Genomic DNA, 22,470 nt, shown 5'->3' with positions numbered 1-22,470 from the left:
CATGACAGCCCCCAAGACCGTAACCACCTTCAACGACCTGGAGAACTGGCTCAACGAGCGCCGCGTCACCGAGGTGGAATGCCTGGTGCCCGACCTGACCGGTGTGGCGCGCGGCAAGATCCTGCCGCGCGGCAAGTTCACCGAAGACCGCGGCATGCGCCTGCCGCAGGCCATCGTGGGCATGGGGGTGACGGGCGAGTTCCCCGAGAGCGGGCCGTACTACGACGTGGTGGACCCGACCGACAAGGACATGCAGCTGCGCCCGGATCCTTCTACGGTGCGCATCGTGCCCTGGGCCACCGACCCGACCGCGCAGGTGATCCACGACTGTTTTGACCACGAAGGCAAGCTGGTGCCGTTTGCGCCGCGCAGTGTGCTGCGCCGCATCTGCGACCTCTACGCCGCCGAGGGCTGGGAGCCGGTGGTGGCGCCCGAGCTGGAGTTCTACCTGACCGCGCGCAACACCGACCCGAACACGCTGCTGAAGCCGCCGATCGGCCGCAGCGGCCGCGCCGAGACCTCGCGCCAGGCCTACAGCATCGACGCGGTGAACGAGTTCGACCCGCTGTTCGAGGAGATCTACGACTACTGCGACAAGATGGAGCTCAACGTGGACACGCTGATCCACGAGGTGGGCGCGGGGCAGATGGAGATCAACTTCTTCCACGCCCACCCGCTGGGCCTGGCCGACGAGGTGTTCTTCTTCAAGCGCACGGTGCGCGAGGCCGCGCTGCGCCACGACATGTACGCCACCTTCATGGCCAAGCCCATCGCCGGCGAGCCCGGCAGCGCCATGCACGTGCACCAGAGCATCCTGGACAAGGCCACCGGCCAGAACATCTTCAGCAACGAAGACGGCACGGCCTCCGACGCCTTCTTTCACTACATCGGTGGCCTGCAGCGCTACATCCCGGCCGCCATGGTGCTGGTGGCGCCCTACGTGAACAGCTACCGCCGCCTCTCGCGCCACACGGCCGCGCCGATCAACATCGAGTGGGGCCACGACAACCGCACGGTGGGCATCCGCTCACCGATTTCCAGTCCGGCCGCGCGCCGGGTGGAAAACCGCGTCATCGGCGCCGACGCCAACCCGTATGTGGCGATGGCCATGACGCTGGCCTGCGGCTACCTGGGCATGAAAAACAAGATCAAGCCCAAGCCCGAGATGAAGGGCGACGCCTACCTGGCGCCGTACTCGCTGCCGCGCTCGCTGGGCGAAGCGCTGGACTGGCTGCGCCGCGAACCCGACCTGCACGAGGTGCTGGGCAAGGAATTCATCACCATCTACACCGAGATCAAGGAGCTGGAGTTCGACGAGTTCATGAAGGTGATTTCGCCGTGGGAACGCGAACATTTGTTGCTTCATGTTTGACCCCCCGCGCCGCAGTTGATGACCCACCCCCGCGCCGCACCTGCGGTGCGTCACCCCCTCAAGGGGGCAACGCTGGCGGCCCGGCGAAGCCGGTTCCGCGGCGTTCCCGATGAATGCACTGCAAGAAAGTGAGATCCGTATGAACCCCTCAACCCTCATCGCCCCGCCCGCCCTGGTACGCCGCGCCGAGCAGCAGGACACGAAAGCCATCCAGGCGCTGGACAGTGCGCACTTCATCCACCCCTTCACCGACCACGCCGGCCTGGCCTCGCGCGGCGCGCGGGTGATCACGCAGGCCGACAACATCTACGTGTGGGACTCCGAAGGCGCCAAGATCCTGGACGCGATGAGCGGCCTGTGGTGCGTCAACGCGGGTTACGGCCGCAAGGAGCTGGCCGACGCGGCGTACCAGCAGATGATGACGCTGCCGTTCTACAACAGCTTCTTCAACACCACCAACGTGCCGGCGGTGCAGCTGGCCACCAAGCTGGCGGCGCTGGCGCCGGTGGTGGGTGGCCGCAAGTTCGAGCACGTGTTCTTCAGCAGCAGCGGCAGCGAAAGCAACGACACCAACGTGCGCATGGTGCGCCGCTACTGGGACCTGCTGGGCCAGCCGCAGCGCAAGGTGATCATCAGCCGCCACAACGCCTACCACGGCAGCACCATGGCCGGCGCATCGCTCGGCGGCATGAGCGGCATGCATGCGCAGGGCGACCTGCCGATCCCGAACATCACGCACATCGAGCAGCCGCACTTCTGGGAAAACGCGTTGCCGGGTGAAAGCCGGGCCGATTTCGGCCGTCGCGCCGCGGGCTGGCTGGAGGCCGAGATCCTGGCCATTGGCGCACACAAGGTGGCTGCCTTCATCGCCGAGCCGGTGCAGGGCGCGGGCGGCGTGATCATCCCGCCCGAGACCTACTGGCCCGAGATCCAGCGCATCGTCGACCAGTACGGCATCCTGCTGATCTCCGACGAGGTGATCTGCGCCTTCGGCCGCCTGGGCCACTGGTTCGCGTACGAAAAGTTCGGCTACCGGCCCGACCTGGTGACCTTCGCCAAGGGCGTGACGAGCGGCTACATCCCGCTCGGTGGCGTGATGGTGGGCGACCGCGTGGCCCAGGTGCTGATCGAGCAGGGCGGCGAGTTCAACCACGGCTACACCTACAGTGGTCACCCGGTGGCCTGCGCGGTGGCGCTGGCCAACCTGGAGCTGATGGAGCGTGAGGGCCTGGTGGATCGCGTCAAGAACGACACCGGCCCCTACCTGGCGCAGCGCTTCGCCGAGCTCAAGGATCACCCGCTGGTGGGTGATGCCGAGACCTGCGGCTTCGTGGCCGGTCTGGTGCTGGTGAAAAACAAGACGACCCGGCAGATGTTCGACGCGGACCTCGGCGTGGGCATGATCTGCCGCGGCCATTGCTTCAAAAACGGGCTGATCATGCGCGCTGTGGGCGACCGCATGATCATCGCGCCGCCGCTGGTGATGACGCGCGCCCAGATCGACGAAATGATGGCGCTGATCGTGCGCTGCCTGGACGCCACGCTGGACGATTTGCGCGCCGCCGGACAGCTCGCCTGAGGGATTCTTTGTTACAGTGTTTCGTGCCCCAAACCGGGGACAAAGCTGGTCTGTAAATTGCATGCCCGCAGGGCATTGCGATGCCGACCGGCCTGTGCCGTGTCACCCGTCGATTTTCGTTTCATCACTCTGGAGTGTCCCTCACCATGAAAAAGCACGTTCTGGTTCTGGCCATCTCGGCCATGCTGCTGGCCGCTTGCGGTAAAAAAGAAGAGCCGGTGGCCGCCCCCGCGGAACCCGCTCCCGTGGCGGCCGCGCCCGCTGCCCCGGCCGCACCTGCCGGCCCGGTGTACGACGACGAGAAGGTCCTCAACATCTACAACTGGCCCGACTACGTGCCCGAGGGCATGATCGCCGCCTTCGAGAAAGAGTCCGGCATCAAGGTCAACTACGACACCTTCGAGACCAACGAAGCCCTGCACGCCAAACTGGTGGCGGGCAACACCGGCTACGACATCGTGGTGCCGGGCACCGTGTTCGCCAAGGGCCAGATCGAAGGCGGGCTGCTGCAGCCGCTGAAGAAGGAACAGATGCCCAACCTGGCCAACCTCGACCCCGGGTTCATGCAAACCCTGGTCACGGCCGACCCGGGCAACAACCACCTCGTGCCGTGGGGCTGGGGCTTCACCACCGTGGGCATCAACAAGACCAAGGTCGAGAAGGCACTGGGCGGCATGGCCATGCCGGAAAACGCCTGGGACCTGGTGTTCAAGCCCGAGTACACGAGCAAGCTGAAGTCCTGTGGCATCGCCTACCTGGACTCGCCGACCGAGATCATCCCGGTGGCGCTGCACTACATCGGCAAGGACGCGTATTCCAACGATCCGGCCGACTACAAGGCCGCGGGCGAGATGCTGGGCCAGGTGCGCAAGGACGTGCGCCTGTTCAGCTCGACCATGATCGACGACATCGCCGGCGGCAAGGCCTGCGCGGTGATCGGCTGGTCGGGTGACATCAACATCGCTGCCGGCCGCGCCAAGGAAAACGGCTCCAAGGACGAGATCGAAGCCCTGCTGCCGATCTCGGGCGCGCTGCTGTTTGCCGACACCATGGCCGTGACCAAGGACGCCAAGCACCCGAACAACGCCGCGGCCTTCATCGACTTCTTCCTGCGCCCCGAAAACGCCGCCGCGATGGCCAACGAAATGGGTTACCCCACGGGCAACAAGGCGGGTCTGGCCCAGGTCAAGCCCGAGATCGCCAGCAACAAGACCATCTTTGTCGAGGCCGACTACTTCGCCAAGATGATCCCGCCGAGCAGCTTCACCAACGAAGCCCGCGAAGCCATGGCCAACGTCTACAACGGCTTCAAAAAAGGCAAGTAAGCATTTTGCTTCGCGCCTGACACCAGGGCTGTTTGTACGCACCGTATGAACAGCCCTTTTTCTTGTCCACTCCCCCACACAACAGCACAGTGAGGTTCACCCATGGCAGATGCGGGCACACAAGCGGGTTACCTGGTCACAGAGAAACTGGTCAAGCGCTTCGACGAAGCGGTGGCCGTGGACGAGGTGTCGCTCTCCATCGGCAAGGGTGAAATCTTCGCCCTGCTCGGCAGCTCCGGCTGCGGCAAGTCCACCCTGCTGCGCATGCTGGCCGGCTTCGAGAAGCCGACCTCGGGCCGCATCATGCTGGGCGGCCAGGATGTGGCCAACATGCCACCCTACGACCGGCCGGTGAACATGATGTTCCAGAGCTACGCGCTGTTCCCGCACCTGAACATCTGGGAAAACGTGGCCTTCGGCCTGAAGCGAGAAGGCCTGCCCAAGGCCGAGGTGAAGCAACGCACCGACGAGATGCTCAGCCTGGTGCAGCTCACGCCCTACGCCCAGCGCAAGCCGCACCAGCTCTCGGGCGGGCAGCAGCAGCGCGTGGCGCTCGCGCGCAGCCTGGCCAAGAAGCCCAAGCTGCTGCTGCTCGACGAGCCGCTGGGCGCGCTGGACAAGAAGTTGCGCGAACAGACGCAGTTCGAGCTGGTCAACATCATCGAAAGCGTGGGTGTGACCGTGGTGATGGTGACGCACGACCAGGAAGAGGCCATGACCATGGCCAGCCGCATCGCCATCATGAGCAAGGGCCGTGTACTGCAGGTGGGCACGCCGGAAGAGATCTACGAACACCCGCGCAACAAGTTCGTGGCCGACTTCATCGGCAACGTGAACCTGTTCGCCGGCAAGCTCACGGTGGACGAGCCCGACCGCTGCGCGGCCACCACCGCCATCGGCGAAGTCCACGTGGGTCACGGGGTGAGCGGCACGCTGAACATGCCCGTGTCCATCGCCGTGAGGCCCGAGAAGATCGAGATCAGCAAGACCCGGCCCGAGCACGCATCGTTCAACCTGTTCCAGGGCAAGGTCAAGGAAATCGGTTACCTGGGCTCGTACACCACCTACATCCTGCAGGCCGGTGATGGCTCCAAGGTGCGGGTCACCGAGGCCAACACCACGCGCCAGGACCTGACGGACATCACCTGGGAAGACGACGTCTACTTTTGGTGGGACGACAACGCCGCCGTGGTCTTGAGGGACTGACACGGGTCAGTCTCCCCCCGCGCCGCTTCGCGTCACCCCCGGAGGGGGCAACGCTGGCGGCCCGGCGAAGCCGGTTCCGCGGCGTTCTGGGTTTAGGTTGCTGCTGCGCTCTTAGGTTGTACGTTTCTGGAGGTTCTGGATGGCCACTTCATCGCTCCCCATGCCCGGCAAGCGCTTCGTCATCGGCGTGCCGTATGTCTGGCTGTTTGTCTTTTTCCTGCTGCCCTTCCTGATCCTGCTGTACATCAGCTTCGTGGACATGGGCGAGAGCATCCATCCGTTCAAGCCGATCTGGGACCCGGTGACGGGCATCCTGAGCCTGAAGTACGAGAACTACGAGACCATCTTTCGCGATGCCGAGAGTGGCGAGCTGTTCAAGACGATCTACATCGAGGCCTACCTGCGATCGATCTGGTACGCCCTGATGACGGCGGTGCTGTGTCTGCTGATCGGCTACCCGTTTGCCTACTTCATCGCGCGCTCGGCGCCCAGCGTGCGGCCTGCGCTGCTGATGATGGTGATGCTGCCGTTCTGGACCTCGTTCCTGCTGCGGGTGTACGCGTGGAAAGGCATCCTGGCCGACCAGGGCGTCATCAACCAGTTGCTGATGGGTGTGGGCATCATCGACGAGCCGATCCAGATGCTCTACACCGACGTGTCCATGCTGGTCGGCATGACCTATGTGTATTTGCCCTTCATGATCCTGCCGCTCTACGCCAACCTGGTGAAGATGGACTTCCGCCTGCTCGAAGCCGCCTACGACCTGGGCACCTCGCCGTTCAAGGCGTTCTGGCTGGTGACGGTGCCGCTGTCCAAGGCCGGCATCGTCGCGGGCTTCATGCTGGTGTTCATCCCTGCGGTGGGCGAGTTCGTGATTCCCTCGCTGCTGGGCGGGCCGGAAAACATCATGATCGGCCGCGTGGTCTGGGACGAGATGTTCACCAGCAACAACTGGCCACGCGCCACGGCGCTGGCGGTGGTGATGATCGCGCTGATCATCGTGCCCTTGGCGATCTACTACCACTTCACCGGTGATCCCGCCGATGGGAAGAAATGAAGGGGCACTCTCCATGAAACAGTTCCTCGAAAAACACTTCGGCAAGTTCTGGCTGGCGGCGGTGTACCTGTTCCTGTACGTGCCGCTGTTCTTCATGATCGTGTTCAGCTTCAACAGCACACGCCAGGACGCCAATTTCACTGGCTTCTCGCTGCGCTGGTACGAGGCGCTCACGCGCGACACCAAGATCGTCGAAGGCTTCTGGCTCTCGCTCAAGGTGGCGCTGGTCACGGGTGTGCTGTCGGCCGTGCTGGCCACCTTCGCCGCCTTTGTGCTGGTGCGCTACCGGCGCTTCCTCGGCCGCACCATCTTCTCGGGCATGGTCAACGCGCCGCTGGTGATGCCCGAGGTGGTGATCGGCCTGTCGCTGCTGCTGCTGATGGTGGGCGCGCAGAACGCCTTTGGCTGGCCGCAACGCGGCATGCTGACCATCATCCTGGGCCACACCCTGCTGGGCATGGCCTACGGCATGGTGGTGATCCAGAGCCGTCTGCTGGAGGTGAACCGCAGCATCGAAGAGGCCGCCATGGACCTCGGCGCGCGGCCGTTCCAGGTGTTCTTCCTGATCACCCTGCCCAACATCTTCCAGGGCATCCTGGCCGCCTTCCTGCTGGCGTTCACGCTCTCGTTCGACGATGTGGTGATCGCCGAATTCCTCTCCGGCCCGGGTGTGAACACGCTGCCGCAGGTGATCTTCGGTTACGCGCGGCGCGGCATCAACCCGACCATCTACGCCGCGGCCACGCTGCTGATCACCACCGTGACGATCGTGATCGTGAGCTACTCGGTCTGGGTGGCCAGGCAGACGCGCAAGCGCGAGCGCGAGATTGCGGCCGCGACCCGCGCGGAGGTTGCGGCCCTCGTCACGACGACCTGATCTGTTTCCGGTCCTCGTCGCGGCCCCGGTGTCTCTGGATGCCGGGGCCGCTGGCTTTTCCAGGACCACTGGATGGTTGCGGCCGCTCGGAAGTGGATGGCACAAACGTGCCTTGTTCGGCGTAGCATGGTGCCAATTGTTTTCCCCGATCCGCAGGACCCGAGCCCATGACCGACACCTCCACAACCCCCCAGTTCGACGGCCGCGCCGTCATCAACGGCGAGCGGATGGCCGCCCGCGATGGCCAGACTTTTGACTGCATCTCCCCGGTGGATGGCCGCGTGCTCACGCAGGTGGCACGCGGTGGCCAGGCCGACATCGACGCGGCCGTAGCCGCCGGCCGTGCCGCTTTTGAAGACCGCCGCTGGAGCGGCATGGCGCCCGCGCAGCGCAAGCGCATCATGATCAAGTTTGCCGACCAGCTGCTGGCGCACGCCGACGAGCTGGCGCTGATGGAAACGCTGGACATGGGCAAGCCCATCAAGTACGCCAAGGGCGTGGACGTGAACAGCGCTGCCAACTGCATCCGCTGGTACGGCGAGGCGGTGGACAAGGTGTACGACGAGATCGCGCCCACACCGAGCAACTCGCTGGCGCTGATCACGCGCGAGCCGGTGGGGGTGGTGGGCATCATCGTGCCCTGGAACTACCCCATGATCATGGCGGCCTGGAAGATCGCGCCGGCGCTGGCCGCGGGCAACTCGGTGGTGTTGAAACCCTCGGAGAAAAGCCCGCTGACCGCCCTGCGACTGGCCGAGCTGGCGCTGGCCGCCGGCATCCCGCCCGGCGTGTTCAACGTGGTGCCGGGCTTCGGCACCGAGGCCGGCTCGCCGCTGGCGCTTCACATGGACGTGGACTGCATCGCCTTCACCGGCAGCACGCGCGTGGGCAAGCAGATCCACGTGATGGCCGGGCAGAGCAACCTGAAACGCGCGTGGACGGAGCTGGGCGGCAAGTCGCCCAACATCGTGTTCGCCGACTGCCCGGACCTCGACCGCGCGGTGGAGGCTGCCGTGGGCAGCATCTTCTTCAACCAGGGCGAGAGCTGCAACGCGCCCTCGCGCCTGTTCGTCGAGGCCTCGATCAAGGACGCGTTCCTGGAGAAGGCTTTGAAGCTGGTGCCGAACTACCAGCCGGGCAACCCGCTGGACAAGGGCACGGTGATGGGCGCCATCGTCGACCAGGTGCAGCTCGACAACGTGATGCGTTACATCGGCCTGGGCCAGAGCGAGGGCGCGCAGTTGATCGCAGGCGGTGCGCTGGCGTCGCCGGTGGCGGGCGGTTGTTATGTGATGCCGACCATCTTCGACGGCGTGACGCCGCAGATGACGATCGCGCGCGAAGAGATCTTCGGCCCGGTGCTCGCGGTGCAGAGCTTCACCGATGCGGCCGACGTGGTGCGCGCCGCGAACAACAGCGTGTACGGCCTGCAGGCGGGCGTGTGGACGCGTGACATCAACAAGGCGCACGGCGTGGCGCGCGCGCTGCGTGCCGGCACGGTGCACGTGAACTCTTATGACGAAGACGACATCACCGTGCCCTTTGGCGGCTTCAAGCAGAGTGGCGTGGGGCGCGACAAGTCGCTGCACGCGTTTGACAAGTACACGGAAACCAAGACGACCTGGATACGCATCGACTCCCCCCTGCACCGCTGACGCGGTTTCCCCCCGGAGGGGGGACGGCACTGGCGGCCGGGCAAAGCCCGTTCCGCGGTGCCCTTGGAAAAGACATTTCGCTCTGCGATACGTGCTGGACAAAGCCCTTCTCGCCAACATTTCTGGAGATTGCAATGAACGCCATGAACGACCTCAAGACCGACCACACCAACGCCGCCTGGCACCAGCGCCGACTCGATGCCACGCCACGTGGCGTGGGGGTGATGGGCGACTTCTTCATTGACCGCGCGAAGAACGCCGAATTCTGGGACATCGAAGGGCGGCGTTTCATCGATTTCGCCGGCGGCATTGCGGTGCTCAACACCGGCCACGTGCACCCCAAGGTGCAGGCGGCCATCGCGGCGCAGCTGCAGCGCTTCACGCACAGCTGTTACCAGGTCGTGCCTTACGCTGAATATGTGGCGCTGGCCGAGCGCATCAACGCCATCGTGCCGATTGAAGGCAAGGTCAAGACCGCGTTTTTCTCCACCGGCGCGGAGGCGATTGAAAACGCGGTGAAGATCGCGCGCTCGTCCACCGGGCGCAGCGGCGTGATCGCGTTTGGCGGCGCGTTCCACGGCCGCAGCATGTTCTCTGTGGCGCTCACCGGCAAGGTCCAGCCCTACAAGGCGGGCTTCGGCCCGTTCCCGCCCGAGATTTACCACGTGCCCTTCCCCTGCCACTGCAGCTCGCTGGCCGACACGCAGAAGGCGATGGAGCAGGTGTTCAAGTGCGACATCGAACCCAGCCGCGTGGCGGCCATCGTGTTCGAGCCGGTGCAGGGCGAGGGCGGTTTCAACCCCATCCAGCCGGCTGCCGTGAAGTGGCTGCGCGAGCTGTGCGACCAGCACGGCATTTTGCTGATCGCCGACGAGGTGCAGACCGGTTTCGCGCGCACCGGCAAGATGTTTGCGATGGAGCACTACGGCGTGTCGCCCGACCTGATGACGATGGCAAAAAGCATGGCCGGCGGCACCACGCTGTCGGCCGTGAGCGGCAAGGCCGCGATCATGGACGGCCCGGCGCCGGGCGGCCTGGGTGGCACGTACGCGGGCAACCCGCTCGCGATTGCGGCGTCGCACGCGGTGCTGGACGTGATGGCGGAAGAGAAGCTGCCCGAGCGCGCGCAGCTCTTGGGCGAGCGTTTGGTCAAGCACCTGAACGCGGCCAAGGCCAAGTACCCGCGCATGGGCGACGTGCGCGGCCTGGGCGCGATGGTGGCCAACGAGTTCGTGAACGCGGCCGGGGAGCCCGACGCCGATACGACCAAGAAGGTGCAGGCCGCCGCCTTGAAGCGCGGCCTGCTGCTGCTGACCTGCGGCGTCTACGGCAACGTGATCCGCTACCTGTTCCCGTTGACGATTGAAGACAGCGTGTTCGCCGAAGCGCTGGGCGTGCTGGACGCCGCCATGGCCGAAATGCTGGCCTGACCCCGCTCATTCACCCGCCGGGCTTGCCCGGCTTTTTTGTGTCTGGAATCCGCATGGGTCAGCCCAGCCTCGATCAACGCATCAACAGCCTGCGCGAGCAGGGCATCCACTCGGTGATGACCACCTTCACCGACCTGCACGGCGTGTCCAAGGGCAAGCTGGTGCCGCTGGAGGCGCTGCCCGACGCGGTGGCCACCGGGGCCGGGTTCGCCGGCCCCAGCATCTGGGGCACGGGCCAGCCACGCATGGGCACACGCGGTGAGTACTACGGTCGTGTGGTGCCCGAGTCGCTGCGGCCATTGCCCTTCATGTCCGGTGTGGCGCACGCGGTGTGCGACGGCTTTGCGGGTGGCGAGCCGCTGGACACCTGCTCGCGGCAGGTCTTGAAGCACCAGCTCGCGCGCCTGAGCGAACGCGGCTGGACCTTGCACGTCGGCATCGAGCCCGAGTTCTTTCTGTTGAAGCAGGACGCCCAGGGCCGCTGGGGCGTGGCCGATGGCGAAGATCGGCTCGACAAGCCGTCCTACGACCTGAAGGCGATCCACCGCAACTTCGGCTTCCTCGACGACATGCGCCGCCACCTCACGGCGCTGGGTTTCGAGCTGCAGCAGATGGACCACGAAGACGCCATCGGCCAGTACGAGATCAACTACCGGCACGACGAGGCCCTGGCCGCGGCCGACCGCTACCAGCTGTTCAAGCTCACCGCGCACGCGGTGGCGCAGCAGCACGGTGCCACCTTCAGCTGCATGCCCAAGCCGCTGGCGGGCGCGCCGGGCAGTGGCCTGCATTTCCACGTCAGCCTCACGGATGCACAGAGCAGGGCGGTGATGGCAGACCCGGCGGGCGCGCTCGGCCTGAGCACGGCGGGCCACCGGTTCGCCGCCGGCCTGATCCACCACGCCGACGCGCTGGCCGCGCTCTGCGCGCCCACGGTCAACAGCTACAAGCGCCTCGCCAGCAGCGCAAGCGCCTCGGGCACGACCTGGTCGCCGGTGTGGAAGACGGTGGGCGACAACAACCGCACCTGCCTCGTGCGCACCGTGGCCGGGCGCATCGAGTGGCGCCTGCCCGACCCGTCGTGCAACGTGTACGCAGCCCTCGCGGCCACGTTGGCCGCCGGGCTGGACGGCATTCACCGCGAACTGCCCGTGCCCGACGCCTGCGACGAAGACCTGTACCAGCGCCAGGCCAGCGGCCAGCCCATGCCACCCCGCCTGCCGCGCGATCTGCACGATGCCCTGGCGGCGCTGCGCAGCGACGCGATCCTGCGTGACGACCTCGGTGAGGCTTTCTGCGAACAGTTCCTCGCACTCAAGCAGGCGGAGTGGGATACCTACGCGCAGCAGGTGAGCGACTGGGAGCTGGCCCGCTACGCCGACGGGTTCTGATCAGGTCCTGTAGCCCGGGTCCAGCCGCTCGACCTTGCGCAGCAGAGCCGGCCAGGCGAGCTGTGCGCCCTGGCCGGCGGTCGCGATCTTCATCACCTCCGCCATGCCGGCGAGGATGCGCGGGTCCACCTGCGTGAGCTCACCGCTACCGGCCAGCGCATCGATCTGGATGCGGCAGGTGTTCTCGAAGGTGTACATCGACAAAAAGGCGTCTGCGATGCTGCTGCCCACGGTGAGCAGGCCGTGGTTGCGCAGCATGAGGAAGTTCGCCCGGCCCAGGTCGGCCTGCAGGCGCGGCTTCTCGTCGGGCCGGAAGGCCACGCCTTCGTAGTCGTGGTACGCCAGCGACGCCAGCACAAAGGTGCTTTGCTGGCTGATGGGCAGGATGCCGGCCTTCTGAGCGCTCACGCCCACGCCGGCGCGCGTGTGGGTGTGCAGCACGCACTGCACTTCGGGCCGCGCCTCGTGCACCGCGCTGTGGATCACGAAGCCGGCGGGGTTGACCGGGAAGGGCGAATCGATCAGCTTGTTGCAGGCCATGTCGACCTTGACCAGGCTGCTCGCCGTGATCTCGTCGAACATCAGGCCGTAGGGGTTGATGAGGAACTGGTGTTCACCGCCGGTGACGCTGTCGGGCAGCTTGGCGCTGATGTGGGTGAACACGAGGTCTGACCAACCGTAGGCGGCCACGAGGCGGTAGCAGGCCGCGAGGTCGCAGCGCAGCGCCCATTCTTCGGCGCTGACGGATTCTTTGAGCGAGGGGATGTTGAGCATGCCGTGTCTCCTGCGCCGCGTCGGGGTGCGCGGCTGTGGGCGACATGGTCGCGCGGAGAGGGGATGCGGGCTGTCGCAGGTCGGACAAACTGGAGATGCAGAAGGGGACAAGCGACCTCTCCGGAGCGGGTGCCTGAACCCGGATCACGGCGGAACCGGCTCCGCCGGGCCGCTCGTGATGCCCCCCCGGGGGGTGACGCCGCAGGCGGCGCGGGGGGAGAGTGAACTTCGCGGCGCGGGGGGGTTACCTTTTACAGGTGTTGAAGCCCAGCAGGGCGTAGGGCGGGCACCAGCCCATCAGGCCGGTCAGCAGCGGCACCACGCCGATGTAGCCCCAGACGCCGATGCTGCCCATGGCGGCAGCGGCGATGAGGGCGATGCCCACGACGATGCGAAGGATGCGGTCGATGCCGCCGACGTTCTTGGTCATGTGAATACTCCTGTTGACGGTGGTTGAGCCGCTGCCGTGAACCCTGCGGGGGTTCGCCTTGCGACGGAACGTGGAGCGTATTGAATCGAAGCGTCGGGGCAGGGTATGTGACCTGTGTCACAAAGCGTCAGCGGCGCCGTGGCGGCTCACTTCGTCGACATGGCGGCGATGGCGCGCAGGGCGGCGCTGTCGCGGATGGTGATGCATTCGCGCGAAAGCTCCACCAGACCGTCGCGCTCGAAGCGGTGCAGCAGGCGCGTGATGATTTCGCGCACCGTGCCCAGCTCGTCGGCGAGCGCCTGGTGGGTGGCGCGCACCTGCTGACCGTGGCCGAGCAGGGTGCTGGCGAGCCGGCTGTCGAGGCGCTGGAACGCGATGGCTTCGATCAGCGCGGTCAGGTCGGCCATGCGCGAGGCGAACAGGCCGAGCACGAAAGACCGGAAAGCTTCGTCGGTCAGGGCGCGCTGGAAGTCGGGTGGCGAGAGCAGGGTGAGCGTGGTTTCGCAGGTGGTCACGCCATGCGCCGTGAGCGGCTGGCCGGCAAACAGGCTGGCGGACGAAACCAGGCACATTTCGCCGGGCAGCACCCGGTAGAGTTCGAGCTCCCGGCCGTTGGCGGCGCTGCGCGAAACGCGCACCTCGCCGCTGAGCACCATGGGGAAACCCTGGCAGGTTTCGAGTTCCCGGAACAGTTGTGTGCCCGCCGGCACCTGCATCGTCTGCAACCGCGGCAGCATCTCCTTGAGCGAGCCCATGGCGGGGTAGAGCGTCAGCAGGTTCTGGGCATCGGTGTCGGGCATGGGCGCATTGTAGGAGCGACGCAGGCCTTGCGTGATTCGAATCGGCCGCTGTAGTTCATTCGAATTTTTTGAATGTAAGCTTCAAGCGGTTTCACACCGGACGCGTCATCGGTTACCTAAACTGCCCCCATGACCGAACCGACCGTCGTCCGCTACCACCCCGTGGCCGTGGCCCTGCACTGGCTGCTGGGCCTGGCCCTGATCGGCAACTTTGCCCTCGGCCTGTACATGGCCGACCTGCCGTTTTCGCCCGCCCGTCTGCAGTACTACAGCTGGCACAAGTGGGCTGGTGTGCTGGTGCTCACATTCTCCCTGGCTCGCCTGCTGACTCGCTGGCTGGCCCGTCCGCCTGCCTTGCCGGTGGCCGTCGAGGCCGCCATGCCGGCCTGGCAGCGACTGGCGCACCAGGCCACGCACGCCGGTCTGTACGCGCTGTTTTTCGCGGTGCCCTTGCTGGGCTGGGCCTACAGCTCGGCCGCCGGCTTCCCTCTGGTGCTGTTTGGCGTGCTGCCGCTGCCGGACTTTGTGCCGGTGAGCGAAGGCCTGGCCGACGTGCTCAAGCCGCTGCACAAGTTCTCGGCCCTGGCCATGGCCGCGCTGGTGCTGCTGCACGTGGCCGGCGCACTGAAACACCATTTTGTGGACCGTGACGGCCTGCTGCGCCGCATGGCCCTGGCCGGCCGCTGAGCGCGCTGATCTCCCCACCCTTGTTCCTGTTCCGAAAGTTGCCGACATGACCTTCCGCCTGACACCCGTTGCGTTCGCCCTGGCCCTGACCAGCCTGTTGCCCCTGGCCGCCCAGGCCCAGCAGCAGCTCGTGCCGGCGCAGAGCGAGGTCCTGTTTGTGAGCCGCCAGATGGGCGTACCGGTGGAGGGCAGGTTCAAGACCTTCAGTGCCCAGGTGGCGTTCGACCCGGCCAAGCTGGCCACCAGCAAGATCGCCTTCACGGTCGACACCGGCAGCGCCGACATCAGCCGCGAAGCCAACTCGGAGCTGGTCAAACCCCTGTGGTTCAACGTGGCGGCCTTTCCCAGGGCCACGTTCCAGTCCAGCGCGATCAAGCGCATCGACGCCAACAAATTCGAAGTCGCCGGCAAGCTGAGCATCAAGGGCGTGAGCAGCGACGTGGTCGTGCCCGTCACGCTGGCCCAGAGCGGCGCCACCACCACGGCCACCGGCGCCTTTCCGATCAAGCGCCTGTCTTTCCGCATTGGCGAGAAGGAGTGGGCCGACACCTCGACGGTCGCCGACGAGGTGCAGGTCAAGTTCAAGCTCGCCCTGACCGGCGTCGGCAAGCTCTGATCGTCCGTTTTCTCTTTTTCACGTTCGTTTTTCGATACCTTGATTTTTTAACTGGAGTCACACACACCATGCGCACATCCCTGACCTTGCTGGCCGCGGCCGCCACCCTGTCCACCGGCGCTTTCGCCGCCGACTACGCGATCGACCCGACGCACACCTTCGCCACCTTCGAGATCGGCCACTTCGGCGCCAGCGTGAACCGCGGCCGTTTCGACAAGAAGGAAGGCACGATCAGCTTCGACAAGGCCGCCAAGACCGGCAGCGTGGACATCAGCTTCGACGTGGCCTCGGTCAACACCGGCACGGCGAACTTCGACAAGCACCTGCAGAGTCCCGACATCCTGGACGCCGCCAAGCACCCCAAGGCCCGCTTCGTGTCGACCAAGTTCCAGTTCAGCGGTGACAAGGTCAGCGCGGTCGACGGCAACCTGACGCTGCTGGGCAAGACCCAGCCCGTGACGCTCAAGGCCAACCAGTTCGCCTGCTACGAGAGCCCCATGCTCAAGCGCGAGGTCTGCGGCGGCGACTTCGAAACCACCATCGACCGCACGGCGTTCGGCGTGAACTACGGCGTGGACTGGGGTTTCCCGAAGAACGTGCGCCTGGTGATCCAGGTCGAAGGCGTGAAACAGTAAACCCCCTGCGCCGGCTTCGCGGCTTCCCCCTGGAAGGGGGGACCACGCCCTTGGACCGGCAAAGCCGGATCCTCGGCGTGTGCTGGATGCATGCACGCGCTCCGGAGTTGTTTGCTTGTTCCCAAAGGCCCGCTTGTGCGGGCCTTTGTTGTTTGGGGGGTGGAAGTCCTGGCGTGCGTGCGGTACAAAGGTCCCATGGACACCATCAACTGGGTGGGGCGGCCCGTAGCGGTGCCGGGGCTGGGTGAGCTCTGGAGCGAGGCCTGTGGCCCGGTGGACGGCCCTCCGGTGCTGCTGGTGATGGGCGCGATGAACCCCGGCCTGTTCTGGCCGCCGGCCTTTGTGGGGGCGCTGGTGCGCGCGGGCTGCCGGGTGCTGCGCTACGACCACCGCGACACCGGTCGCTCCTTCGTCATGCCATCGACCGCACCGCCGTATGCGCTGGGTGATCTGGTGGGCGATGCGTTGCGGGTGCTGGATGCCTGGGCGCTGCCTCGCGTGGCGGTGGTGGGGTGGTCCATGGGCGGTTACATCGCGCAGTGCCTGGCCCACGAACACCCGGATCGTGTGAGCCATCTGGTGCTGCTGGCGACATCGCCCGACCACCGGCCCTACATGGCCGCCACGCTGGGGCGGGCAGTGCCCGCCGTGGGCCTGCCGGGGCCGACACCTGCTTTTCTGCAGGCCTTGCTGCGCATGGCGGCCGAGCGCAATGGCTCGCCGGAGGATGTGGCGGTGCAAGGCTGGAGCGCCTTTCATGCGGGTTCGCATCCGTTTCCGGCCGACATGGTGCGGGCCCAGGTGCGGGCGGCGCTGGCGTCTGGCCACCAGCCACTGGCCGCGATGCGCCATGGCCTGGCCGTGGATCTCGCACCACCGCGAACCGACTGGTTGCCTTCCCTCACGGTGCCCACCCTGGTGCTGCACGGTGCCGAAGATCCGTGTCTTCCTTTGCCACACGGACAGGCGCTTGCTCGCCTCATCCCCGGTGCGCGGTTGACCGTGCTGGACATGGGGCACCTGCTGCCGGAGTCCCTGGCCGCCCCGGCTGGTGCTCAGGTGGCGGCGTTCATGGGCGCACCGCAGGTTGGGTAGCCAGTTCCAGTTGCTCTAAAAAATGCAGCGCTTGTTCGCGTGAGTTGCCGCACATCTCGGCGCCCGGGGGCAGCGACCCGCACACGGCGGGTCGTTCCGGCAGACCAAACAACCGGCAACGCAGGGCCTCGTCCAGATGCGGGCAGGGCACGCCCGCGGGCTTGCCATGGGGCAGGCCCGGCATCGGGCTGCTGATCGAAGGCGCGATGCAGCAGGCGGCGCAGCCGGGGCGGCAGTTCATGCCTGGAATTTGCCGGCGGCCCAGAGCACCTGGTCGATCACCGCCTGCACGCCGGCGCGGCTGGCGTCGGTGGTGAGGCCGCCTTCCGCATCGAAGGCATCGGCCGCCCTGGACAGCGCGAACTGCTTGGGCGAGACCCAGCACTGCAGGTTCATCAGCAACGGTGCCAGGTGGCTCAGGCTGCGCAGGCCGCCGAGCGCGCCGGGCGAAGCCGAGAGCATGCCCACCACCTTGCCTGCAAAGGGCTTGCCGCCATTCGCCCACAGCGGATCGTCTTTGACGGGGCGCGAGACCCAGTCGATGGTGTTTTTCAGCAGGCCGGTGTAGCTGCCGTTGTACTCGGGCGAAACCACCAGCCAGGCCGGGTGGGCGTGGAAGATCTCCTTCAGCCGGAGCACGTCGCTCGGGATGCCACGCGCTTCCAGGTCGCCGTTGTAGAGCGGCAGGTCGAAGTCGCCCAGCTCCAGGTGGGTGACCTGGGCGCCAGCGGCGCGAGCGGTGTCGGCCGCGACGCTGGCGAGCTTGCGGTTCCAGGACTGGGCGCGGCTGCTGCCGGCGAAAACGAGGAGGGGGATGGGTGCGGTCATGCGGGCCTTGGTGTGGTGGCCTTTGATTGTGAGGCTGGCGCTGCCAACCTCATTGACATGGGGACTTCGGATCGCTGAGCGCGTCCAGCGCCAGCAGCAGGCTGGTGCGGTGTTCGCGTGCCACGGTCTGCCAGGGCAGGCCGGTGAGCGCCGCTTCGAGCCCCCAGAGCAGGTTGAGGCTGGCGCGTGGGTCGTTGCGCTTCACCCGGGCGTAGGCGGCCACGGAGCCCAGCCGCCGCAGCGTGGCCAGATCGGGAATGCCGGCCGCTGCCAGCATCGCCTGCGATTTGGGGCCGAGGCCGGGCAGGGCGGCCAGGGCCGGTTCGCCGGTTGCGCGTGGGGTGGTGCCGGGCACGGGTGGGCGGCGAAGGGGCATTGATGGGACAATTGCGGGTTGCCCGAGCCAGACGCCGGCCGGGCGGCGGGTGTTTCACGTGAAACACACCGCATCCGCATTGTCGGGCAGCGCGCCAGCCGCCGTGCCCTGGAGCTTTCACCATGTTGTACCCACAAGAGTTTGATGTCATCGTCGTCGGCGGTGGCCACGCCGGCACCGAGGCCGCGCTCGCCGCCGCGCGCATGGGCTGCACCACGCTGCTGCTCACGCACAACATCGAGACGCTGGGGCAGATGAGCTGCAACCCCAGCATCGGCGGCATCGGCAAGGGCCACCTGGTGAAAGAGGTGGACGCGCTGGGCGGGGCGATGGCGCTGGCAACGGACGAGGGCGGCATCCAGTTCCGCATCCTCAACAGTTCCAAAGGCCCGGCGGTTCGCGCCACCCGCGCCCAGGCTGACCGCATTTTGTACAAGGCCGCGATCCGCCGCATGCTGGAAAACCAGCCCAACCTGTGGCTGTTCCAGCAGGCGGTGGACGACCTGATGGTGGAGGGCGACCGGGTGGTCGGCGCCGTCACACAGGTGGGCATCCGTTTCCGCAGCCGCACCGTGGTGCTGACGGCGGGCACGTTTCTCGACGGCAAGATCCATGTCGGCCTGAACAACTACGCCGCTGGCCGCGCGGGCGATCCGCCGGCGATCAGCCTCTCGGCCCGGCTCAAGGAGCTGAAACTGCCCCAGGCGCGCCTGAAAACCGGCACGCCGCCGCGCCTGGACGGCCGCAGCATCGACTATTCCAAGTGCCAGGAACAGCCCGGCGACGGCGTGCCCGGCGGCATGAACCCCGACCAGCCTGTGCCGGTGTTCAGCTTCATGGGGCAATCGGTGCCGCACCCCAAGCAGGTGCCGTGCTGGATCACCCACACCAACCTGCGCACGCACGAGATCATCCGCAGCGGTTTCGACCGCAGCCCCATGTTCACCGGCAAGATCGAGGGCGTGGGCCCGCGCTACTGCCCGAGTGTGGAAGACAAGATCAACCGCTTCGCCGACAAGGACAGCCACCAGATCTTCCTGGAGCCCGAGGGGCTGAGCACGCACGAGGTCTATCCCAATGGCATCTCGACCAGCCTGCCGTTCGACATCCAGTACGCGCTGGTGCGCAGCATGCCGGGGCTGGAAAACGCCCACATCCTGCGCCCGGGCTACGCCATCGAATACGACTACTTCGACCCTCGCTCGCTCAAGAACAGCTTCGAAACGAAGCAGATCCAGGGCTTGTTCTTCGCTGGCCAGATCAACGGCACCACCGGCTACGAAGAGGCCGCGGCCCAGGGCCTGTTCGCCGGGCTCAACGCAGCGCTGCAGTGCCAGGGCAAAGACGCCTGGCTGCCGCGCCGCGACGAGGCCTACCTGGGGGTGCTGGTGGACGACCTGGTGACCCAGGGCGTGACCGAGCCCTACCGCATGTTCACCAGCCGCGCCGAGTTCCGCCTGCAGTTGCGCGAGGACAACGCGGACATGCGCCTGACCGAAGCTGGCCGCCAGCTGGGCCTGGTGGATGACGCGCGTTGGGATGCCTTCAGCCGCAAACGCGACGCGGTGGCGCGGGAAACCGAGCGCCTCAAATCCACCTGGGTGAACCCGCGCAACCTGCCGGCGGCCGAAAGCGAACGGGTGCTGGGCAAGGCCATCGAACACGAGCACAACCTGTTCGACCTGCTGCGCCGACCGGCCGTGGGCTACGCCGATCTGGTGGGCATGGAGGCTGGCAAGTATGTGAACCCCGATGTTTCACGTGAAACGCTGGGTGACTTGCTGGAGCCGGTGGTCGAGCAGGTGGAGATCGCCGCGAAATACTCGGGCTACATCGACCGCCAGAAGAACGAGGTGGAGCGGGCGTCGCACTACGAGGGGCTGAAGCTGCCCGCCGATCTGGACTACCTGCAGGTGGCCGCGCTCTCGTTCGAGGCGCGGCAGAAGCTGGCCAAGCACCGGCCCGAAACGCTCGGTCAGGCCTCGCGCATCTCGGGCATCACGCCGGCCAGCATCTCGCTGCTGCTGATCCACCTGAAGAAGGGCGGCTTCAAGGGTTTTGCCACTGTGGCGGTGGAAGGCGCCGAGGCATGAGCCGGGATGTGCTGACTTCTGGTCTTCAAGCTTTGGGCTTGCAACTGAGCGACGAACAGGTGAGTCTGCTGCTGGACTACCTGGCGCTGCTGCAGAAGTGGAACAAGGTCTACAACCTGACCGCCGTGCGCGATCCGGCGGAGATGATGACGCACCACCTGCTGGACAGCCTGGCGGCCATCGGCCCGCTGCTGGGCCAGACCGGCGGCCAGCCCATCAAGCTGCTGGACGTCGGTTCGGGTGGCGGGTTGCCGGGCGTGGTGATCGCCATCACCTGTCCGCAGATTCAGGTGAGCTGTGTGGACACGGTGGGCAAGAAGGCGGCTTTCATCCAGCAGGCGGCCGCCTCGCTGAAGTTGCCGAACCTGCGCGGCGTGCACGCCCGGGTGGAGGCGCTGAAAGCGGAAGAGGGCGCCGGCTTTGATGTGATCTGCTCGCGGGCATTTGCCTCATTGGTGGATTTCACGACCTGGTCTTCATCGGCCTTGAAGCCGGGTGCGGTATGGATGGCGATGAAGGGCAAACACCCGGCGGACGAGATCGCTGCGCTGCCTGCTTCGGTGTCGGTGTTTCACGTGGAACAGTTGGTGGTGCCGGGGCTGGATGCGGAGCGTTGCATCGTCTGGTTGCGCCCGTCGCCTTCGGTCTGAGCTTTCTCGCATCCCCGCTCATCGCGAAGACCTCGCGCCAGCGCATGCCGCCTCCGTCCGGGGAGTGGCGGATGTGGACGTCCTTTGAACGCACGCTACGAACGCAAAACGCAACACAACCCAAAGCAACGCCAAACGAAGAGGGAGGGTCACGTAAACTCAGTCCCTCAACTCCCGGGGTTTTCACATGTTCGGCATCGCTGATTACGGCGCGTTCGTCGCCGCCATCGTCCTGTTTCTGGCCATTCCGGGCCCGGGCAACCTCGCGCTGATCACCTCGACCAGCAAGGGGGGCATGCGCGGCGGACTGGCCGCCACCCTCGGCGTGATCGCAGGCGACCAGGTGCTGATGTGGATGGCCGTGGCAGGGGTGGCGGCGCTGCTCGCGGCGTACCCGGCGGCCTTCGCCGCGGTGCAGTGGCTGGGCGCTGCCTACCTCGCCTGGCTGGGCTGGAAGATGCTCACCGCCAAGCCCGGCGCCAAACCCGTGCTCAATATCCGCCCGCGCCAGTATTTCCAGCAGGCGCTCACCATCACCCTGCTCAACCCCAAGGCCATCGTCTTCTACATGGCCTTCTTCCCGCTGTTTGTGGACCCTGCGAAGCACCAGGGCCTGATCACCTTCGGTGCCATGGCCGCCACCGTCGCGGTGCTGACCTTTTTCTATGGCCTGACCGCCGTGCTGCTCACGCACTTTCTGGCCGAGCGCATGCGCGCCAACCCGGTCATTGCCCGCACGCTGGAAAAGCTCGCGGGCGTCTTCCTCATCGGCTTCGGCATCAAGCTGGCCATCTCCAAATAAGCACCGGAACACCAGATGGCGAAGATCTTTTGTGTGGCCAACCAGAAGGGTGGTGTCGGCAAGACCACCACCACCGTCAACCTGGCCGCCGGCCTGGCCAAGGTGGGGCAGCGGGTGCTCATGGTCGACCTCGACCCGCAGGGCAATGCCACCATGGGCTCGGGCGTGGACAAGCGCAGCATGGAGCTGTCCGTCTACGACGTGCTGCTGGAGTCGGTCACCGTCAAGGAGGCCGCCATCTTTTCGGAGAAGTGCGGTTACCACGTGCTCGGTGCCAACCGGGAACTGGCCGGCGCCGAGGTGGAGCTGGTGGACGTGGAGCGGCGTGAAAAGCGCCTCAAGACCGCGCTGGCCGCGGCGGAAGCCGACTACGACTTCGTGCTGATCGACTGCCCGCCGAGCTTGAGCATGCTCACGCTCAACGGCCTGTGCGCGGCGCACGGCGTGATCGTGCCCATGCAGTGTGAGTACTTCGCGCTCGAAGGCCTGACCGATCTGGTCAACACCATCAAGCAGGTGCACGCCAACCTCAACAAGGATCTGCAGATCATCGGTCTGCTGCGCGTCATGTTCGACCCGCGCATCACGTTGCAGCAGCAGGTGAGCGACCAGCTCAAGGCGCACTTTGGCGACAAGGTGTTCGACACCGTGATCCCGCGCAACGTGCGCCTGGCCGAAGCGCCCAGCTACGGCCTGCCGGGCGTGGTGTTCGATCCGGGGGCCAAGGGCAGCCAGGCCTTTGTGACCTTCGCCACCGAAATGGTGGCACGCATCGACAAGATGTGAGCGCGG

23 protein-coding genes are annotated in these 22,470 nt (G+C 66.2%); 17 read left to right on the top strand and 6 right to left on the bottom strand.

The features are described from left to right. Position 1 precedes the first annotated feature (1 nt). From AC0GNO_RS14920 to AC0GNO_RS14880, 9 genes are all read left to right on the top strand, one after another. Positions 2-1,372, top strand: coding sequence for a glutamine synthetase family protein (locus AC0GNO_RS14920; RefSeq protein ID WP_472888938.1), 1,371 nt, complete (start codon positions 2-4; stop codon positions 1,370-1,372). 139 nt (positions 1,373-1,511) lie between these two features. Continuing rightward, positions 1,512-2,951: an aspartate aminotransferase family protein gene (locus tag AC0GNO_RS14915; protein ID WP_472904505.1), complete on the top strand. Its 1,440-nt coding sequence runs from the start codon at positions 1,512-1,514 to the stop codon at positions 2,949-2,951. Positions 2,952-3,097: 146 nt separating this feature from the next. After that, a complete protein-coding gene (locus tag AC0GNO_RS14910; protein ID WP_472888940.1) occupies positions 3,098-4,276 on the top strand; it encodes an extracellular solute-binding protein in 1,179 nt (392 codons plus the stop codon). A 102-nt stretch (positions 4,277-4,378) separates the two neighbouring features. Beyond that, positions 4,379-5,482, top strand: coding sequence for an ABC transporter ATP-binding protein (locus tag AC0GNO_RS14905; RefSeq protein ID WP_472888941.1), 1,104 nt, complete (start codon positions 4,379-4,381; stop codon positions 5,480-5,482). Positions 5,483-5,621: 139 nt separating this feature from the next. Continuing rightward, positions 5,622-6,539 carry an ABC transporter permease gene (locus AC0GNO_RS14900; RefSeq protein WP_472904504.1) on the top strand — a complete coding sequence of 306 codons (918 nt, stop codon included), beginning with the start codon at positions 5,622-5,624 and terminating at the stop codon, positions 6,537-6,539. Positions 6,540-6,552: 13 nt separating this feature from the next. Then, positions 6,553-7,416, top strand: a complete 864-nt coding sequence (locus AC0GNO_RS14895) for an ABC transporter permease (protein ID WP_472904503.1) — start codon at positions 6,553-6,555, stop codon at positions 7,414-7,416. 167 nt (positions 7,417-7,583) lie between these two features. Continuing rightward, positions 7,584-9,071 (top strand): aldehyde dehydrogenase, encoded by a 1,488-nt coding sequence (locus AC0GNO_RS14890; RefSeq protein WP_472904502.1) that lies wholly within the window; start codon positions 7,584-7,586, stop codon positions 9,069-9,071. Between the two features lie 143 nt (positions 9,072-9,214). Then, the gene (gabT, locus tag AC0GNO_RS14885) at positions 9,215-10,501 is read left to right on the top strand and encodes a 4-aminobutyrate--2-oxoglutarate transaminase (protein ID WP_472904559.1); all 1,287 of its coding nucleotides are present in this window, start codon (positions 9,215-9,217) and stop codon (positions 10,499-10,501) included. 53 nt (positions 10,502-10,554) lie between these two features. Further along, on the top strand, positions 10,555-11,892 hold the full coding sequence (locus tag AC0GNO_RS14880; RefSeq protein ID WP_472904501.1) for a glutamine synthetase family protein: 1,338 nt from the start codon (positions 10,555-10,557) through the stop codon (positions 11,890-11,892). Here the strand turns inward: AC0GNO_RS14880 and AC0GNO_RS14875 are convergent, their stop codons facing one another. From AC0GNO_RS14875 to AC0GNO_RS14865, 3 genes are all read right to left on the bottom strand, one after another. After that, a complete protein-coding gene (locus AC0GNO_RS14875; RefSeq protein WP_472904500.1) occupies positions 11,893-12,666 on the bottom strand; it encodes a class II aldolase/adducin family protein in 774 nt (257 codons plus the stop codon). 244 nt (positions 12,667-12,910) lie between these two features. Next, a complete protein-coding gene (locus tag AC0GNO_RS14870; RefSeq protein ID WP_472904499.1) occupies positions 12,911-13,096 on the bottom strand; it encodes a YgaP family membrane protein in 186 nt (61 codons plus the stop codon). 146 nt (positions 13,097-13,242) lie between these two features. Continuing rightward, positions 13,243-13,896 carry a Crp/Fnr family transcriptional regulator gene (locus AC0GNO_RS14865; RefSeq protein WP_472904498.1) on the bottom strand — a complete coding sequence of 218 codons (654 nt, stop codon included), beginning with the start codon at positions 13,894-13,896 and terminating at the stop codon, positions 13,243-13,245. 129 nt (positions 13,897-14,025) lie between these two features. Here AC0GNO_RS14865 and AC0GNO_RS14860 point away from each other — a divergent pair, with 129 nt between their 5' ends. From AC0GNO_RS14860 to AC0GNO_RS14845, 4 genes are all read left to right on the top strand, one after another. Beyond that, a complete protein-coding gene (locus AC0GNO_RS14860; RefSeq protein WP_472904497.1) occupies positions 14,026-14,583 on the top strand; it encodes a cytochrome b in 558 nt (185 codons plus the stop codon). Positions 14,584-14,629: 46 nt separating this feature from the next. Then, positions 14,630-15,199: a YceI family protein gene (locus AC0GNO_RS14855; protein WP_472904496.1), complete on the top strand. Its 570-nt coding sequence runs from the start codon at positions 14,630-14,632 to the stop codon at positions 15,197-15,199. Between the two features lie 68 nt (positions 15,200-15,267). Further along, positions 15,268-15,834 carry a YceI family protein gene (locus AC0GNO_RS14850; RefSeq protein WP_472904495.1) on the top strand — a complete coding sequence of 189 codons (567 nt, stop codon included), beginning with the start codon at positions 15,268-15,270 and terminating at the stop codon, positions 15,832-15,834. Positions 15,835-16,029: 195 nt separating this feature from the next. Next, positions 16,030-16,929 carry an alpha/beta fold hydrolase gene (locus tag AC0GNO_RS14845; RefSeq protein WP_472904494.1) on the top strand — a complete coding sequence of 300 codons (900 nt, stop codon included), beginning with the start codon at positions 16,030-16,032 and terminating at the stop codon, positions 16,927-16,929. On the opposite strand, the gene AC0GNO_RS14840 is transcribed toward AC0GNO_RS14845, so the two are convergent. Genes AC0GNO_RS14840 through AC0GNO_RS14830 form a run of 3 tightly spaced genes read right to left on the bottom strand, consistent with a single transcriptional unit; the run spans position 16,904 to position 18,112 of the window. Next, on the bottom strand, positions 16,904-17,170 hold the full coding sequence (locus AC0GNO_RS14840; protein ID WP_472904493.1) for a YkgJ family cysteine cluster protein: 267 nt from the start codon (positions 17,168-17,170) through the stop codon (positions 16,904-16,906). The two genes, AC0GNO_RS14845 and AC0GNO_RS14840, sit on opposite strands and share 26 nt — an antisense overlap. Beyond that, positions 17,167-17,757 carry an NADPH-dependent FMN reductase gene (locus AC0GNO_RS14835; RefSeq protein WP_472888955.1) on the bottom strand — a complete coding sequence of 197 codons (591 nt, stop codon included), beginning with the start codon at positions 17,755-17,757 and terminating at the stop codon, positions 17,167-17,169. The genes AC0GNO_RS14840 and AC0GNO_RS14835 overlap by 4 nt, the downstream gene beginning before the upstream one ends. 49 nt (positions 17,758-17,806) lie before the next feature. Then, entirely contained in the window at positions 17,807-18,112 is a 306-nt protein-coding gene (locus tag AC0GNO_RS14830) for a TfoX/Sxy family protein (RefSeq protein WP_472904492.1), read from the bottom strand. Between the two features lie 143 nt (positions 18,113-18,255). Between AC0GNO_RS14830 and mnmG the strand changes: the two genes are divergently transcribed. The 4 genes from mnmG to AC0GNO_RS14810 all read left to right on the top strand — a co-directional run bounded on the left by mnmG (position 18,256) and on the right by AC0GNO_RS14810 (position 22,464). Continuing rightward, positions 18,256-20,226: a tRNA uridine-5-carboxymethylaminomethyl(34) synthesis enzyme MnmG gene (mnmG, locus tag AC0GNO_RS14825; protein WP_472904491.1), complete on the top strand. Its 1,971-nt coding sequence runs from the start codon at positions 18,256-18,258 to the stop codon at positions 20,224-20,226. Continuing rightward, positions 20,223-20,876 carry a 16S rRNA (guanine(527)-N(7))-methyltransferase RsmG gene (gene rsmG, locus AC0GNO_RS14820; protein WP_472904490.1) on the top strand — a complete coding sequence of 218 codons (654 nt, stop codon included), beginning with the start codon at positions 20,223-20,225 and terminating at the stop codon, positions 20,874-20,876. The genes mnmG and rsmG overlap by 4 nt, the downstream gene beginning before the upstream one ends. A gap of 187 nt (positions 20,877-21,063) precedes the next feature. Continuing rightward, on the top strand, positions 21,064-21,678 hold the full coding sequence (locus tag AC0GNO_RS14815; protein WP_472904489.1) for a LysE family transporter: 615 nt from the start codon (positions 21,064-21,066) through the stop codon (positions 21,676-21,678). Between the two features lie 15 nt (positions 21,679-21,693). Beyond that, entirely contained in the window at positions 21,694-22,464 is a 771-nt protein-coding gene (locus AC0GNO_RS14810; RefSeq protein WP_472904488.1) for a ParA family protein, read from the top strand. The last annotated feature ends 6 nt before the right edge of the window (positions 22,465-22,470 follow it).

Source organism: Hydrogenophaga sp. L310 (assembly GCF_055703065.1).
Note: the sequence above shows the minus strand (reverse complement) of the source record. Positions and strands in the feature narration are given on the sequence as shown.